Raw genomic sequence first — 16279 nt, forward strand, 5'->3', positions numbered from 1 at the left:
CGATGGACAGAAAACGGACAAAAAAAGACCCGCAGTACGCGGGTCTGTATAAATGCTGAAAAGGGTAATCAGAACGACCAGCGCAGGTTAGCGTTGACTGAATTGATGCGGGTGTCTTGACCGAGTTGCCCCTGATAACCGACATCCAGCGTCGCAGCGCGCGACAGCTGTACGCTGACGCCGATATCGCCCACCATCACGTCCTCATCAACGGCCTGGCCCTGGGTGATGAACGCGTCACTGCCGGCAAATGCCATACGCGATGAAGTGTTTTTATCCCCGTAGGCGTGCTGCCAGCCCAACGAACCATACAGGTTAACGTTTTTCGGCAGCTCGGTGACACCGCGCATCCCGAGCGTGGAGTAGAAGGTGTTCATCGTTTCATTACGCACGCTCAGCGCGGCGGCACCGCCATCTTCCCTGAAACTGTCGGTATGCAGTCGAATCCAGGACAGGTTGATAAACGGTTCAACATTCATCGCCGGCTGGCCAAAACGGTAGCCCGCCTCGGTAAACGCCAGCAGCGAGTTGGCGTCGTAATCTGACTTCAGGCGGTCCGAGAAACCACTGAAATCAACGTTGCGCTCGCCTTCAATCTTGTGCCAGGTGTAACCCAGCGCGCCGCGCAGTGAGAACGCATTCTGTTGCCCTGCGGCATACAGGCCAAGGTGATAGTTATCGGTATCCGTGGATGAACGACGGCTATCGACGTCGTAATCACCACGGCTATAGCCGAAGTACCCCCCGACACGTACGTTATGGTCAGCCAACGTGCGATCCGCGCCCAGCAGGAAGCCGGTGGTGTTGCCGTCCAGCTTGCCTGCGTTACCGTTGCCGCTCGTTCTGCTCCAGGAACTGAAGGTCTGGCCCCATACGCCGTTATTTTGTTGCTCCGGCTGTTGTACCAGCGACATCGCTAACGGCGGTATCGGCAGACTGTCATTATCGAACGCGCGCTGCATGCGCTGGTTCAGTACGTTGAACAGCTGAGTGCTGCCGGCGATCAGGTTAGACTGTACCGACGGGTAAACTTCACCTGACAGCTGGTTGAACGCCTCGCGCGCTTGCGGTGCGCTGAGTACCAGCAGAGAGTTATACAGCGCCAGGGAAGGGCCGTTTTGTGTCAGCGTGGAAAGCGCGCCGGCGGTATTCCACTGGTTGCTGGTGTTGGCCACCGTCTGGAAAATACCCGGTTTACCACTTCCTGGATTTTCTCCACCCGGATTTTCACCCCCTGGGTTCTCGCCGCCTGGATTCTCACCACCCGGATTTTCACCCCCAGGGTTCTCACCACCCGGGTTTTCACCCCCCGGGTTTTCACCCCCAGGATTCTCTCCGCCGGTCTCTTTCTGCGCGATGGTGAGATCGACAGCGTCGGTGCTCTGTTTCAGTGCCACGTCCAGGAAGGCGGATTTGGAGATGGCCCCGGCGAACTGGCCGTCAATTCCCCCGTCGGAGGTTAGAATGCGATAGCTTTGGCCCGTTTTGTAGCTGGTCTGCGGATCCAGCGCGGTAACCTGTACTTTAGCCTGATCGCTGATGGTCGTTTTGCCAGACACCAGTAACTGATCGCTGCGGCCGTCACCGGCGATATCAACGTCATAGAACGATTCACCCACAAAGTTCAGGTAGCGTTTCAGCGTCAGCGTGCCGATAGTACCATCACCGGGCGAGATATGGCCGCCGGAGAGGATCTCTGTCTGGCCCAGCGTGCCGTCACCGCCCAGCGTGCCGCCGGCTTTGATCGACGCGGCGCTGCTGTAACCTTGTCCGTTACTGACCTCCGATCCCGCCGTCGCGTTGAGGATCAGCGTGCCGCCGTTCTCGGCGCTAAGCGTCTGCACATCAAAAATATCGTCTTCGGGTTGGGTGTTGATATTGCTGGCAATAATGACTTTTCCACCGCGCGCGGTGACGTTCGCCTTGAGCCCTGAAAGATCGCCGTTCAGCGTGGTCTGGCCGGAGGTATTGATCACTTCACCTTCGCCGCTCATCTTGTTGCTGAAAACGTAATTTCCGTCGGTATGGTTGAAGTAGACATAGCTGCCGAATAACCCACCCCGAAGGCTGATTGCCGTCTTCGCATCAAGAGTGCCCGCGCCGCCCGCCGCGCCGAGCGTCGGCTCCGTTAAACCGGTACCGGAGTCCATATTGCCGCGGCTGCCGATTATCAGCGCGCCCCGGTTCGAGCCAGAGCCCGTCATCCCCACTACCAGCTCATTACCGCCTGCGGAAAATGCACCGCCGTCCATGACCGACAGTACGCCATTGCCGTAATCGCCAACGCTAACGCTGCTGGCACTGGTAAAACGCGAGCCCTCGCCCGCGATAACCAGCTCGGCGGTTTTACGTGCGCCAGAGACGCCCGCCACCTGAATGTTGCCCACGTTAACCGCTCCGCCGTTGAGTACGTCCAGATCGCCATAAAGCGTGAGCGTACGGCCAACATTCCATTGCGAACCGGATCCCGTGACGGTGGCTTTCGGGCTCAGCTTGTCGGTTTCATCTGGGCCGGAACCATTGCCGATACGGGCATCGTAGGTAGTGTTGAGCGTCGCACCGTTTTCAATCGCCAGCGTGGAGCGGGCACCCAGGTCAGTGCCAACGCTGAGAAAATTACTGACGACGCGTGAACCGGCGCCCGTAGCGATAAGGTGGCTGTCGTAGCCACGGGTGGTACCGACCACGATCTCCTTCGCGCTGGCCAGCGCACCGTCTTCGACTCGCAGGGTGCCCAGGCCAAGATTCAGGCCACCACGCAGAATGTACTGATCGTTAACCGCGTTCAGCTCAGCGTTTGGTCCGCGGACCGTGACCGCGCTTTCATAAATTTGGCCGTTGAACAGTCGACCGATATTGATGTTATAGGCAGTGATTTTGCCATTATCGATCAGCAGGTTCCCACGTTGGTTACGGCCGACGTAAACATCGCCGGTGTAACCTAAAGATTCGGTAACACGCGCGTCGCCGTCAAAAATGGCATCCGCTGCGCGAGCGAAATCGGCAGGGGAGAGCATCAACAGCGGTGCGGAAAATAGAGCGAGGTAAAGTCTGGAAAGCGGTGTCTTAACCGCTAAATAATGCGATGTAGAGTTATTCACGGGCTATCTCCGTACTCATTAGCATGATGTCTGGAAAATCGTTTTTATATGAAACTCAAATGTGTCGGGAAATTTAAAAGGCGTTATTATTTGTACGCCTTTTGGTATTGAGGAAATTATTTATGCGTGACAACCGGCGTACAGGTCGGCGCGCTTAGCGTCGGCGCAGATCCTAAAATTCCAGGCATCATCATTGATGAGCAATCGAAAATTCGCCCTTTTTCTGTCGTGGCGCGATAAGAAAGTTTTTGGCCGCCCAACGCATCCGGCTGGGCACCATTCACGTTGGTCACCGTTATTTCGTCCGACGAGCCCAGCCCCAGCATTTTAGCGGTTTCCGCCTGCAGCAGTGGAATAGCCTGATCGGTTTTCAGGGTGGAACAACCGGCTAGCATCAACGTAACGGTTAAAGCGATTAGTGGTCTTTTCATAAATTATCCTTTATATCCAACCAGTTAAAATCACTGATTGTATTTATGTTTTCTATTACCCAAATCAGCGGGTAATATATTTCTCTTTCCTAATTGAAAAAACCCTCCTAAAGTAGGGTGGGTCGATAATAATTCATCTGTACTCTCAGATACGCGAAGGTGAAAGGAGATTCCTTTGGGGCAGAATTATGCGTTGGTCGTTGATGATCATCCATTGGTAGCAAGCGGCATCGCCAATTTTCTGATTACACATTGCCGGTTCAAACAGGCGTATGTTGTGACGAATGAAGAAGATTGCTACCGTCATATTAGGGAAAATGGCCCGCCACGTTTACTGGTAATCGATTTTTGGCTATCTTCCGGTACGGCATTGAAATTACTCAAAGAAGTGAAACAACTTTACCCTCAGGTGCGCCTCCTGGTCGTCAGTGGGGATGAAAATAACGATATCTGGCAGAAAGTGCATACGGCCGGAGGACACGGTTTCGTATTGAAAAGCGAACCTCCTGAATTATTCTCACGGGCCGTTTTTGCCCTGGCGGATAATCTGACATGGTTTCCTTGTGCAAACGAATGTGCCGTTAAGACGAATAATGAGCAGTTAAGTAAATTTAACTTAACGCCGCGGCAAATTGATGTTTTGAATATGATTATGCGCGGCCTGCCAAATAAAAGAATTGCCGCCCAGCTTTCTATTTCTGAGCCCACGGTAAAAGAACACATCAGCAATATTCTGAAAAAGATAGGCGTTAACAGTCGGGTGGAAGCCATCACGCTACTGCATGGCAAACGGGAGCCGTCGGAATGAGGTTTTTCCAGGGTTCACAGAACGATGGCATCTCTCCCCCCGCGCAAATTCGCCTGCTGAATAATACGTTTCTGCGGCTGGTATTCAGCTTTAGCGCTGTGCCTTTTGTCGGCATTCCTTTCGCTATCTGGATCCATTTGCTGGGGGACGATCTGGGTCCAACCATCACCTGGATAATAATTTACTTGCTCTGTGCTGTGGCGATCCGAATAGTGCATCGGCGCTATCAGCAAGAGGTTAAAGAAAATGATGATGAGGCCGTCCTGCGCCGCTGGCTTCCGCGCATTAATAAGGTGGCCTTTTTTCACGGGCTGGGGATTTCATCACTCTATTTAATTACCCCGCAGACGCAGAATTTTGACTTTTTCCTGCTCCTTAATATCAGCATTGCCGCTATTGTCGCTGCCAATGCGACGCATCTGACGCCGGTCATCAGCACCTTCACACGGTTTTTCTTTGCCTCCTGGGGGGTTCTGACTCTCGGTATCATCCTGCGACTGGATGACCTGATGTTCATCGTGCTGATGCTGAACCTGCTGTACGGCTTCGCAATCTACCGCCATGCGTTAACGTCCCACGCGTTCTTTATTCAGCAAGCACTGCTGGAAGAGCAAAGCTCACGCCTGGCGGAGCAGTTCCGGCAGGCCAAAGAAGAAGCGGAACAGGCGTTGCTCGATAAAAATCAGTTCCTGACGACCGCCAGCCACGATCTGCGCCAGCCGGTGCATGCCATGGGCTTTTTGATCGAAGCCATTATCCACAGAAACCAGGACGACAGCCTGACGCCGCAGCTGCTTGACCTGCAACAGAGCGTTCGTTCGGTGCACCTGATGTTCAATTCCCTGCTCGATCTCAGCAAAATTGAATCTGGCAATGTGATGACCGCCCCTACACGCGTGGACATCGGCACGCTTCTCGACTCGGTGATCACCCTGTTTCGCGAAGAGGCCAACAGTCGCGCACTGCGGCTGCGAACCTGGCGGCCCAAACGTCGCCTCTTCGTGATGGGGGACCCGCTGCTGGTGCGTCAGTCCTTGATTAACCTGATACAAAATGCCCTTCGCTATACGCAACAGGGCGGTGTGCTGGTTGCCATCCGTCCGCGCGGTGTCGAGTGTCTGGTGGAAGTATGGGACACCGGGGTGGGGATTGCCGACGACGAAAAAAGCAAAATCTTCTCGCCTTACTACCGCCCCGAGCTGGCATGGAAGATCGACAGCGCAGGGCTCGGGCTGGGCCTGGCGGTGGTTGCCCGCTGTGCCAAGCTGATGAACGTGAAGTATGGAATGCACTCCATTGAAGGCAAAGGTTCACGCTTCTGGATGCGCTTTACTCAATACACGGGTGACGTGAAAGCGGTGGATCCACTGCCCGCCGGTGACAACATCGCTTCCCCAGTACGCTATGCGCCACTGCATGGCTCCTGCCTGGTCGTTGACGACGATCCGCTGGTGACGTCCGCCTGGGAGAGCCTGATGAGCCTCTGGGGGATTAACGTGCGCTGCGCGGCCTCGGCCGAAGACGCTTTTGCCATCATTGACGACGGTTTCACGCCATTTGCTGTACTGTGCGACCAGCGCCTGCGATCCGGCGAAAGCGGGTTCGACATCCTGAAAGCACTTTTCGAACGTCTGCCCGACATGAGCGGCGCGATGGTCAGCGGGGAGTTTAACTCGCCGGTTCTGCTGGAAGCGGAGCAGGAAGGCTACCTGGTGTTGCGTAAGCCGCTGGAGCCCGCCAAACTGCATGCGCTACTGACACAGTGGTCTGCAGGCTCGGGCTAAAACGAAAGTACAATTTGACTGCAACACAATTCTGGAAATACTATACTGTATATAAATACAGTATGAGAGGTGCATAATGGCTGTTGAAACAAAATATGTTGTCGTACGAAAAGGTGAAGAGAAAATGACATTTGCCAGTAAAAAAGAGGCTGACGCTCACGACAAACTGCTCGACATGGCAGAAGCGTTCACCGACTGGCTGTTGCAAAGCGGAATGCAGATGGATGAAACGCAGGCTGAAAATCTTGGGCTGTATTTCGCCGAGCAGAAAGAGGCCGTGCAGCATATTCTGCGTACCAGCAAGCTTCCCGATCTCAATGCCGCCACTGCCACAGATAACCCCGAGCCAGATGCGGCTGGCAGTAAAAAAATCAGAGCCGTTAAAGCTGCCTGATCGCCAGAGTGCATCATCGATTCTGATGCCCCGAGTCAGGGGGGCATCAGGGCGTGTTGAGTGCCGCCCCGTTATCTGACAGGGGCGGGACGAATACATATTATTGAGAGTTCAGCGCGAGAAGTCGTCGGGAAGCACTCATCCCATCACGATCAGAAGCTGTACGTCACTTTCAAACTTCCCGTGGGCGACGTTTTTCGTTGAACAATGGGGCTATTGCCTGCATCTCCCGTCAACTGCGTAACACCTGTTGCGACAGCTACGCTCCAGTCCGGGGTGAGCTTGTGGGTCCAGTCCACATTCAGCGAGTAAGCATAAATACCGGATCCAGCATCATGTCGGGAAAACCCCGATGCTGCTGACTGTGCGGCATTCACTCCGTAGTAAGTCTGCATGTATTTGCTGGATCCCCAACTGGTGGTCAGGGCCAGCGTCAGGGAATTTTTCGGTGATGTATAAAGCGGGCTGATAATCCCGAAGTGCAGGGCCTCACCGTTGTTTCTTTCAGAAACCGGCACTTCAGCCTGCAATTGCACACTCAGCCAGTCGGTCACCTTATACCCCAGTCCGGGCACAATGATGGCCGAGCCTTTGACGTCACCCATACCCCGCAAGTCGTCACTGCCGGAGCTTATTGAATCGCTGTTCACGTCACGATCCTTGCGACCAGCGCGGTAGCTCAGCGCAGCGTTGTACTCCAGTTTACCGACACTGTTACCGTAACCGATACCCCGCGTGGTGCTGATAAAGACGCCATTTGCCATGGAGTAATCAAGCACTAATGCTGTAGTGGCGCGGCTTTTATCCGAACCAGAATAGCGTGGCGCCATACCCACACCTCCCCCCAGGGTCAATACGTTACCCTGGTTCTGTTCTGCCGCCAGTGTCGGGGTGGTCAGAAACGCCAGAACGACTCCCGGCACTATTTTTTTCAGGCTGCGAGGCGGGAGCAAAGGAGGAAACTGATGACGCAGTGCGATGTTTCTCATTAAAGAAGTCCTTGTGGATTCAAATGATGACGATACAAGCGGTTATTCACGCCAGTTTTCTCAGTTTGAATACGCACCCTAAGGTTCTTATGAGCCGAAAATGAAGAAACGCTGAAGCAAGTACCGCTGCAGTAAACCTGATAGATTTATCGAAACCGTTTTTTTCTTAAGACGTTCTTCATTCACTGTTGATACCGTAACCAATGTGAAAATTCTACTAATCGAAGACGACCTGGATCTGGGCAATGGCGTGCGGATCGCCCTTGCAGATCAAGGATTTGATGTCATATGGGTTCGCCGCAAAGAGGATGCGCTGCATCAGCTTGATGCCTGCGTGCCAGAACTGATATTGCTCGACCTGGGACTGCCCGATGGCGATGGCATGGGCCTGATGACCTGCTTGCGGCAGCAGTTCAAGGGGATCCCTGTCATCATCCTGACTGCCCGAGGCACGCTACAGGATCGCCTGTGCGGGCTGGATGCCGGTGCAGACGATTACCTTGTTAAACCTTTTATTCTCGCCGAGTTGTTGGCCAGGGTAAGAGCGCTTGCGCGCCGCAGTTACGGTTTTCAGAATGAGGCAATAGAAATCAGAGGGTTATCTCTGCATGTGCCAACGCGTCGCGTGACGGTGAGTGCCCGTCACGTGGAGTTGACGGCAAGTGAATACGCGCTGCTTGAAACGTTAATGTTGCGCGCTGACCGCGTGCTTACACGACGATTTCTGGAAGAAAGAATCTTCGGCACCAAAGAAAATCTGAGTAATGCTCTCGACGTGCATATGGGGAATTTGCGTCGAAAAATCGGGGACGGTTATGTGCGAACGGTGAGAGGGGTGGGGTATGTCATTGATACTGTACCGATCTACAAAGGCGGTGATTGATGCGAAATATCTGGCGCACCCTGAGACTCCCCACGCTCGTACGGCGAATCATCATCGCCCAGATGCTGCTGCTGACCTTGCTGTGGTGTCTTTTTTTGACTTTTGTTTTGTGGGAGGACTTGCGTAGCCCCCCGATATTAACGGGCAGTAAGACCTACGAAACCCTTTTTACGCTGGTGGACAGTATGGACGATCGCCCGCAGGAACGTACCGATGTGCTGAACACGTTCAGTAAGGCGTTGCGGGAAGGATATGGCGGAGGTGAAGATCCCGAACTGTCAATCAGCCTCATTATTCGCAAACATAACGAGATAATTTATTCATCTGATGGCGCACCAACAGGGGTCGTAAACACCCAATTTGGGGAATTACAGCGCATTGAGAGTGAGGGGCGCACCTGGACCAGCCGTACGCTAAAATCCGGGAACTCCGATGTGGAGGTGACACTTGTGACGCCTGCAGGAGGCTGGAACTTCTTTATCTACCTGAACTCGCGTGGCTATTACATATTGCCGCTACTGGTATGCATTCCTTTTCTTTTATTTCCCGCGTGGCTGTCAATTCGTATTGCAATGCGACCCTGGAGCAAGGTCGTAAATGAAATATCCTTGCGAACGCCAGACGATCTCTCTCCATTAAAAGCCATGCCAAAACACAGGGAGCTTCGTCAAATGGTGGACGCGATAAACGTGTTTCTTGCCAGGGTGCGCGAAAGCGCGGAAAGGGAACGGATTTTCATTGCTGATGCCGCTCACGAGCTGCGTACTCCTCTGGCTGCAATGCGAATCAACGTGGAGGCGCTGCAGTCGTATGTAAGCAATGAAACTCAACAGGAATTACTGGCGGGGATTGTTCGCAGCAACAGCCGGGCTGCCCGACTCGTCAATCAATTATTGCTGATGATGCACAGTGAAGCACGTATTGATGTCGTTATGCAGCCAGTGCCGCTGACGACGCTCATTCAGGAGCGAATGGCAGCACTGGAACCGCTGGCTACGGAGCGCAGGATAGAGCTTGAATTCGTCTCTGATGATGAAATCTGGATCACAGGCATCAGGGAGCGCCTGATGTCGCTGATTGACAATTTGATTGAGAACGCAGTCAAGTACAGCCCTGAGGGTGGACGGGTTGAAGTAGAGATACGATCGCGGGATAAAGCCACGCAGCTTCGTGTCTCAGATGCCGGGCCCGGTATTCGGCCTGAATTGAGGGAGCGTGTGTTCGACCGATTTTTTCGCGACCCCAACCAGATGCAAAGCGGGAGTGGACTGGGGCTAGCCATCGTCAACGCGGTTGCGCAGCAACACAACAGCAGCGTAGGCCTGTGTACGTCTGCAGAAGGCGGGCTGCTGGTCACTGTCGATTTCCCAACTCAGATAGCCGAAGATGCGTAGCAAAGGCCAGAAGCAGACAAATCAGAAAAACGACCTGGCGTTTTATTCGCAGAGAATAGGGGGGCTCTGTTTGCATCAACGTTATTTTAAAGGCCTGTTTTATCGAGCCATCTGGACACACGCTGGGCCAGTTCATCCGGTTTTTCCAGAGGAATAAGATGTCCACAACCGTCAACATAATCCACACAGGTTCCGGTTAGCCTGGCGAGTTCTTCTGCCTCCTCTGTTGAACGCAGCCGATCATGTTTCGCTGCAATAACGTAGGTCGGGCATGAAATGGGTTTTAACGTTATTCGCTCGCGGTTTAGCCCTGACTGGACTCTGAATACATCGGCTCCCAGCCTTTTTCCCATATTACGGATTTTCTCAATAATGGCCGTATTACTGGCGAGATCAGCATGAAGGGATTTTCTAATGGCCGTTGTGCTCAGCCCACTAAATTCTCTGGAGGAATTGATATTCGCTGCAGCAACACGGGTATTTATCTGTTCTGCCGAATCCTCTCTGAGAGACGTGGCAATGAGGATCATCGCCGCTGTCCGTTCCGGAAAAGCCTCATAAATAGCTCTGGCAACATAACCACCTAGCGAAAAGCCGGCCAGCACAAAACGCTCCGGTAGTTTCTGGACTATGTTAGCGGCTATGTCCTGGATTGTGGTTGCCTGGCCCAGGCTCGCAGGTATAAAGAGCCTGCGCTCGGGAAATGCGGTGATAAAATCGTCCCACAATGTTTCATCAAGCATAAATCCCGGGATAAGTACCACAGGAAGGTTCTCTGCATTCATCGGCAAGCCTCATTTCCTGGCCGCAGTGCCATTGCCAGGGTTTCTGAATCTGTAAACATAGCCTATTGCAGTTGATGAAGACATTGTCGTCTCGTCGAGGTCTGCCGTTTGTTCGTAGCAGACCTTGCGGCGCTTAAGCCGATCCGGTTCGTGCCTGGGGTGATTTGGGGACACACGGTGGCACTACTTTTTAGCCACAATCCGCATTTCCACCAGCGCATTTTCTGGAATGAACGCTGATACGCCTATGGCGGTCCATGCCGGGTAGGGTGCCTTTACATATTCATCTTTCACTTTAGAAAAAACGTCTATATGTTTTTTAAGATCAATATGAAAAGTGGTCATCTCAAGAATATTTTCATACCCTAAGCCTGCGGCTTTCAAATAAACACCAAGCTTATAAAACGCATCATGGAATTGTTCTTCCGGATGCTGACTTATCGGTTTGTCCTTCCGTGCCGCGGTAACACCAGAGAGATACACCGTGCCATCTGCTTCGATGACAGGCGAGAAGTGCCAGTCATCGAAATAGTGTTGGAATTCTTCAGGGACTATCGATTTTTTCATGATTTTTTCTCAGGTTGACGCATGAGTACCTGCTGCGGGTAAACGGCACGCTGGGGAGGAACATGAGCAAGGATGTCCACGCCTCAGTTAGTTGATTGTCTGTTACGTTACTTGATAGACGCGCCGCTCGCAGCAGAAAATAAACCGGAGGCCTGCCGGATAAGTCGGATGCTTAGCGCGGCACCCGTGGCCAGGCATATCGCCATCGCCAGAAGGGCGACGATAAAGGCATGCGTAATATTTGCACCGCTTCTGCCGGTGTCCAGCATGCTGTAAAAAATGCCACCGATGACGGCGACGCTCAGCGCAGTGCTGATTTGGAGTGTCGAGCTGGTTACCCCGGCAATCATGCCTGAAAACGCCGGTGCAACGCGGCCTGTCACCATCCGGACCAGCGTCGGCATCGCCAGTCCCTGGCCGAGGCCGGTGATAAAAAGCAATACAGCGAGCGGCAGCATGGCCGGTGCGCTACCCATCATGGTATGGGCAATCAACCCTGCCAGGCCTGCTAACCCCAACGTCTCGCATCCCATCCCGATTGCGCTCAGGTAATTGCCGACAAAACGCCTCAGATAAGGTGTTAGCAACGGACCGATCAGAAAACCCACGCCAAAAGGCAGAAAAAGCAGGCCCGCAGTCAGGGCATTTAACTGCAACGCATCTTGTAGATAAACGGAGAACAAAAGAAAGAAGGCCCCGATAGAATAAAACAGCAAAACGATCGCCAGCCCCTGGCCCAGCCCCGGTGCGCGTAACACGACCGGATCAAGCAGAGGCGAACCGCCGTTCTGGCTAAGGCGACGCTCATAACGCCATAACAGCGACGCCAGCAGCGGGACAGCCAGAAATGACAGCCATGTCCACCAGGGCCATCCCGCTTCACGGCCTTCAATTAACGGCACAATCAGCGCACTCAACGTGGCGGTCGCCAGTAACATGCCGACCGGGTCCAGTCGTTGTGCGGATGGCGCACGCGTCTCTTTCAGCAGTGGCAACCCGAAGAGAATGACCAGCAGCGCCACCGGCAAGTTAACGAGAAAAATAGCCCGCCATCCCAGGTGAAACAGATCCGCTGAGATCAGGATACCGCCCACTACCTGCCCGATAACCGAGGCGAGGCCAAATACAGCGCCATAGATACTCAACGCGAACGGCTTTTCCGCTTCCGGAAAAATGGCCTGTACGGAAGCCAGTGCCTGAGGTGCCATAATCGCGGCCGTAGTACCCTGTAACACGCGTCCACTAATCAGTACCCATGGTGACCAGGCTAAACCGCACAGCAGCGATGCCGCCGCAAAACCGATAAGCCCTATAAAAAACATCTTCCCACGACCATAAATATCACCCAGACGACCGCCGGTAATTAAGGTTACGGCATACACGGCTGCATAGGACGAAATGACCAGCTGTTCAGCAGAGGAAGAGGCGCTCAGCTCGTCCTGAATAGCAGGCAGCGCAACATTGACGATAAAAAAATCGAGTGGGGGCAAAAATGCGCCAACCAGCAGGATGACAAACATTGCCCAGCGACGCGGCTCGGCTTGCGGGAGGATAGGGGTCGACATGGAACACTCCACAGGTAACGGTTATGTGCAGAGATTGAGAGGCAGGGCGTTAGCGCATGCCACCGGAGGCAAGAATCACCTCACCGGTGATCCATCCCGCATCGTCTGATGCGAGAAATGAGACGATTGGCGCAACATCCTGCACCTGACCGATGCGGCCGAGTGGGGTCTGCTTTTCATTCCATGTCTGGAAGTCCGAGTTCATCGCGCCTGCACTATGACTGCCTTCCGTTTCGATAAGGCCAGGGTTGACCGCGTTGACGCGAATTCCCCGGGGGCCGAGTTCTCGTGACAGTACCCCGGTAATAGCATCGATCGCCCCTTTGGTGCCGCTGTAGATGGCACTCTCGGCGATAAAGACGCGGGTGACGAACGAACTGATGTTAATGATGCTGCTGCCTTTATTCAGATGCGGCGCAGCAGCGCCGGACATTAACAGCGGGCCCAGAACATTGATGTCGAATTGTCTGCGGTAGAGTGCCTCTGTGCTCTCTTCAATGCGGGCGAACTCATAAATGCCGGCGTTGTTCACCACAATGTCCAGCCGCCCGAAAATGTCGATGGCCGCGTTAACCAGCGCCTCAACCTCAGCCTGACGGGTGACATCCGCCGCGACCGCTACCGCCTGCCCACCGGCAGCCTGTATATCGGCAACGACGTTATCTGCACTACTTTTGCCTGACGCGTAATTGACAATAACCTTCGCGCCGTCAGCCGCCAGTTGACGGGCAATCCCGGCTCCGATGCCTTTGGAACCACCGGTTACAATCGCCACTTTGTCTTTTAATTTGTACATGTCATTCATTTCCTGACTGGGGGGGTGAGGACGCTATAGTGATATCGACAAAGTTGTTTTGGAACTGCCACTTTTGTATATTCAATGTTCATTTTTGTACGGTGAGACACTGGCATGGAATGGGGCGACGTCCGGGTATTTCTTGCAGTTATGCGTAAGGGCTCTTTCGGCGAGGCGGCACGAAGCCTGGGTGTGAGCCATCCGACGATTGGTCGCCGGATAAAGGCGCTTGAGGAAGAGGCGCAGCAAGCGCTATTTCGCCGGACACAGGAGGGTCTGGTTCTGACCGACGCCGGCGACAGGGTGCTGAAGCTGGCAGAAGCGATGGAAAACTCCGCGCTGGCGATGGAGCGGCGTCTCGCCGGTAATCACGAACGTCTTGAAGGGATATTGCGGATCTCTTCAGCAGAGTGGTTTGCCAACTATGTTCTCGCACCGGTCCTGGAGGAACTGACGCGCCGCCATCCGGCGATTGTGCCGGAGCTTATCGCAAGCTACCGCTTACTTAACCTGTCGCGGCGTGATGCCGACATTGCGTTTCGCATCGTTCCCTTTACCGAACCGGATATTGTCCAGCGCCGCCTGATGCGCATCCCCTATGCGCTATATGGAACGCCGGAAATCGCCGATATCGCCCGACACGATCCGGCCGCAGTGGGGCTTATTCTGATGAACACGGCACAATCCCACTTCTCTGACGTCGCCTGGCTGCTCGACAGGTTCCCCCAGTCACGACGTGTGTTCACCAGTACCAGCCGGGCCGTACAGGCACAGATGTGCCAGCGTGGAATGGGCATCGCCGTGTTACCGCGCCCGCTTGGTGATGCCATCACCGGCTTAGCGGCTATCAGCATGCCGGAGCCACCGCCGTCCAAAGATATATGGGTAGGATATCACTCTGACCTCCGGCATATGGATCGCCTGCGGGTTATGCTGGATATCGCCGATGCGATGCTTGCCGATCCCGCGGCGCCGTCAACGTGAGCGACGGTTTACGCAGCCATTAAGCGTTCACCTCAAAGCGTTCCCGATAGAGAGAAACCAGCCAGTCTACAAAAATCCGGACACGGGGAGACAGCTGTCGGTGCTGTGGATAGATAGCCGAAAGTTGCATGGCCGGGCTTTTCCAGTCGCTTAACACTTCCTCTAGCAGGCCATCCCGAAGGGCATCGTCCACATGATAACGTGGAAGCTGAACCAGCCCACATCCACGCAACGCGCAAATAACGTAATTCTCTGCGTCATTCACTGTCATCCAGCCTTTGGTCGGATAGCTTTTCTCTTTACCGTTAACAATGAGTTCCAGAGGGTAGTTCTTACCCCGGCTGGTGGAAAAGAAATTGACGCTCTGGTGAGAAAGCAGATCGTCAGGGGTCATCGGTCGGCCGTGCTTACGAAGATAGTCCGGACTGGCGCAGATAACCTGAGGCATCTGGGCTAAAGGCCGGGCAATTAATGATGAATCAAAGAGCTTGCCCGCGCGTACGGCGCAGTCAACACCTTCCCGAATCAGATCGACCAGACGATCCCCACTGCTGATAACCAGCCTGATGGCGGGATAGCGGGCGTGAAACTCGTCAATACGGGGCAGTACAATGCGGGTCGCATGGGCCCCGTGAAGATTCACGCGCAAAATCCCCTGTGGTCTTACGCCGGAATGACGCAGGGAAGACTCCGCATCGTCCAGTTCAGAAAGAATATGTACGCAGCGTTCATAAAATGCCTCGCCATCCAGCGAGGCCCGCACGTGTCTGGTCGTCCGCTCCAGCAGACGACACTCCAGGTTTTTCTCCAGGCTTTTTATTGCATTGCTGGCCGTCGCTCTGGGGATCCCTAGCTGATCCGCGGCCTGACTGAAGCTTTGAAGCTCTACAATGCGGGTGAAGAGCAGCATGGTATCAAATTTATCCATCACGGATCCTGAAGGCGATTATTAACGATAATGGAATTATGTTATCAAATATCACCCATTTATCTCTCCCGCTAAAACATTAATATCTCCATTCAGACCCCCTTTCACTGAAACCGGAGAGAACGATGGACAAAGTCAATAAAACTGCCCTTGTTACGGGCGGTTCCCGTGGTATCGGCCGCGCCATTGCTGAGCGTCTCGCGCGGGACGGTTTTACCACTATCGTGAATTACGCAGGTAATACCGAGGCGGCAGAGCAAACCGTGCAGAGCATCGTCGCTAAAGGTGGCCGTGCGACGGCGATTCAGGCTGATGTTGCCAGCGAAGCGCACGTCAGCCACTTGTTCCAGCAAGCGAAAGCGGTTACCGGCAGGCTGGATGTGGTGGTGCACAGCGCGGGGATCATGCCAATGGCGAAGATTACCCCTGCCGGTCTTCACGATTTTGATCGTGTCATTCATACCAACCTGCGTGGCGCATTTCTGGTGCTGGCAAATGCTGCTGAAACCGTGAGTGAAGGCGGCAGAATCATTGCCCTTTCGACGAGCGTGATCGCCAAATCCTTCCCGGCTTATGGTCCCTATATCGCCTCAAAAGCAGGCGTGGAAGGGCTTGTACACGTGCTGGCAAACGAACTGCGGGGCAGAAATATCACCGTTAATGCCGTTGCTCCGGGCCCCACCGGGACTGAGCTCTTCTTTAACGGTAAGAGCGAAGAGCAGGTTGCGGCCGTTGCAAAACTGGCCCCGCTCGAGCGCATCGGTACCCCAGAAGAGATCGCCAGCGCAGTAGCGATGATCGCCGGTCCGGACGGGAGCTGGATCAACTCGCAGGTTATTCGTGTAAACGGTGGCTTCGCCTAATCCCCCC

The 16279-nt window shown here is 54.0% G+C and carries 15 protein-coding genes; 7 read left to right on the forward strand and 8 right to left on the reverse strand.

Annotated elements, in window-relative coordinates; genetic code table 11:
- Positions 1 to 68: 68 nt before the first annotated feature.
- Together AB6731_RS09940 and AB6731_RS09945 are read right to left on the reverse strand one after the other, a co-directional pair.
- Positions 69 to 3101, reverse strand: a complete 3033-nt coding sequence (locus tag AB6731_RS09940) for an autotransporter domain-containing protein (RefSeq protein ID WP_371006294.1) — start codon at positions 3099 to 3101, stop codon at positions 69 to 71.
- A 116-nt stretch (positions 3102 to 3217) separates the two neighbouring features.
- Entirely contained in the window at positions 3218 to 3532 is a 315-nt protein-coding gene (locus AB6731_RS09945; protein ID WP_014169014.1) for a lipoprotein, read from the reverse strand.
- Positions 3533 to 3707: 175 nt separating this feature from the next.
- On the opposite strand from AB6731_RS09945, the gene AB6731_RS09950 reads away from it, so the two are divergent.
- The 3 genes from AB6731_RS09950 (at position 3708) to AB6731_RS09960 (ending at position 6518) form a co-directional block, all read left to right on the forward strand.
- The gene (locus AB6731_RS09950; protein WP_014169015.1) at positions 3708 to 4340 is read left to right on the forward strand and encodes a response regulator transcription factor; all 633 of its coding nucleotides are present in this window, start codon (positions 3708 to 3710) and stop codon (positions 4338 to 4340) included.
- Positions 4337 to 6124, forward strand: a complete 1788-nt coding sequence (locus tag AB6731_RS09955; protein WP_371006295.1) for an ATP-binding protein — start codon at positions 4337 to 4339, stop codon at positions 6122 to 6124. The genes AB6731_RS09950 and AB6731_RS09955 overlap by 4 nt, the downstream gene beginning before the upstream one ends.
- 76 nt (positions 6125 to 6200) lie before the next feature.
- Entirely contained in the window at positions 6201 to 6518 is a 318-nt protein-coding gene (locus tag AB6731_RS09960) for a YebG family protein (RefSeq protein WP_371006296.1), read from the forward strand.
- Between the two features lie 152 nt (positions 6519 to 6670).
- Here the strand turns inward: AB6731_RS09960 and AB6731_RS09965 are convergent, their stop codons facing one another.
- Positions 6671 to 7507, reverse strand: a complete 837-nt coding sequence (locus AB6731_RS09965; RefSeq protein ID WP_371006297.1) for a MipA/OmpV family protein — start codon at positions 7505 to 7507, stop codon at positions 6671 to 6673.
- A gap of 205 nt (positions 7508 to 7712) precedes the next feature.
- Between AB6731_RS09965 and AB6731_RS09970 the strand changes: the two genes are divergently transcribed.
- Both AB6731_RS09970 and AB6731_RS09975 read left to right on the forward strand, forming a co-directional pair.
- Positions 7713 to 8390, forward strand: a complete 678-nt coding sequence (locus AB6731_RS09970) for a response regulator transcription factor (protein ID WP_020885069.1) — start codon at positions 7713 to 7715, stop codon at positions 8388 to 8390.
- Positions 8390 to 9784 carry an ATP-binding protein gene (locus AB6731_RS09975; protein ID WP_328704302.1) on the forward strand — a complete coding sequence of 465 codons (1395 nt, stop codon included), beginning with the start codon at positions 8390 to 8392 and terminating at the stop codon, positions 9782 to 9784. Before AB6731_RS09970 ends, AB6731_RS09975 begins: the two co-directional genes overlap by 1 nt.
- A gap of 86 nt (positions 9785 to 9870) precedes the next feature.
- On the opposite strand, the gene AB6731_RS09980 is transcribed toward AB6731_RS09975, so the two are convergent.
- The 4 genes from AB6731_RS09980 to AB6731_RS09995 form a co-directional block, all read right to left on the reverse strand.
- On the reverse strand, positions 9871 to 10569 hold the full coding sequence (locus AB6731_RS09980) for an alpha/beta fold hydrolase (RefSeq protein ID WP_228176689.1): 699 nt from the start codon (positions 10567 to 10569) through the stop codon (positions 9871 to 9873).
- 183 nt (positions 10570 to 10752) lie between these two features.
- A complete protein-coding gene (locus AB6731_RS09985) occupies positions 10753 to 11136 on the reverse strand; it encodes a RidA family protein (protein WP_020885066.1) in 384 nt (127 codons plus the stop codon).
- Between the two features lie 107 nt (positions 11137 to 11243).
- Complete coding sequence (locus tag AB6731_RS09990; RefSeq protein WP_148576436.1) at positions 11244 to 12701, reverse strand: MFS transporter; 1458 nt, start codon at positions 12699 to 12701, stop codon at positions 11244 to 11246.
- A 49-nt stretch (positions 12702 to 12750) separates the two neighbouring features.
- Positions 12751 to 13497: a glucose 1-dehydrogenase gene (locus AB6731_RS09995; RefSeq protein ID WP_049022506.1), complete on the reverse strand. Its 747-nt coding sequence runs from the start codon at positions 13495 to 13497 to the stop codon at positions 12751 to 12753.
- 114 nt (positions 13498 to 13611) lie between these two features.
- Between AB6731_RS09995 and AB6731_RS10000 the strand changes: the two genes are divergently transcribed.
- Positions 13612 to 14481: a LysR family transcriptional regulator gene (locus tag AB6731_RS10000; protein WP_014169025.1), complete on the forward strand. Its 870-nt coding sequence runs from the start codon at positions 13612 to 13614 to the stop codon at positions 14479 to 14481.
- A 19-nt stretch (positions 14482 to 14500) separates the two neighbouring features.
- Here AB6731_RS10000 and AB6731_RS10005 read toward each other — a convergent pair whose 3' ends face one another.
- Entirely contained in the window at positions 14501 to 15409 is a 909-nt protein-coding gene (locus AB6731_RS10005) for a LysR family transcriptional regulator (protein ID WP_371006298.1), read from the reverse strand.
- A 125-nt stretch (positions 15410 to 15534) separates the two neighbouring features.
- Between AB6731_RS10005 and AB6731_RS10010 the strand changes: the two genes are divergently transcribed.
- The gene (locus tag AB6731_RS10010; protein WP_371006299.1) at positions 15535 to 16272 is read left to right on the forward strand and encodes an SDR family oxidoreductase; all 738 of its coding nucleotides are present in this window, start codon (positions 15535 to 15537) and stop codon (positions 16270 to 16272) included.
- The last annotated feature ends 7 nt before the right edge of the window (positions 16273 to 16279 follow it).

This window comes from Enterobacter sp. RCC_40, assembly GCF_041360735.1.
GTDB classification, from domain to species: Bacteria; Pseudomonadota; Gammaproteobacteria; order Enterobacterales; family Enterobacteriaceae; genus Enterobacter; species Enterobacter ludwigii.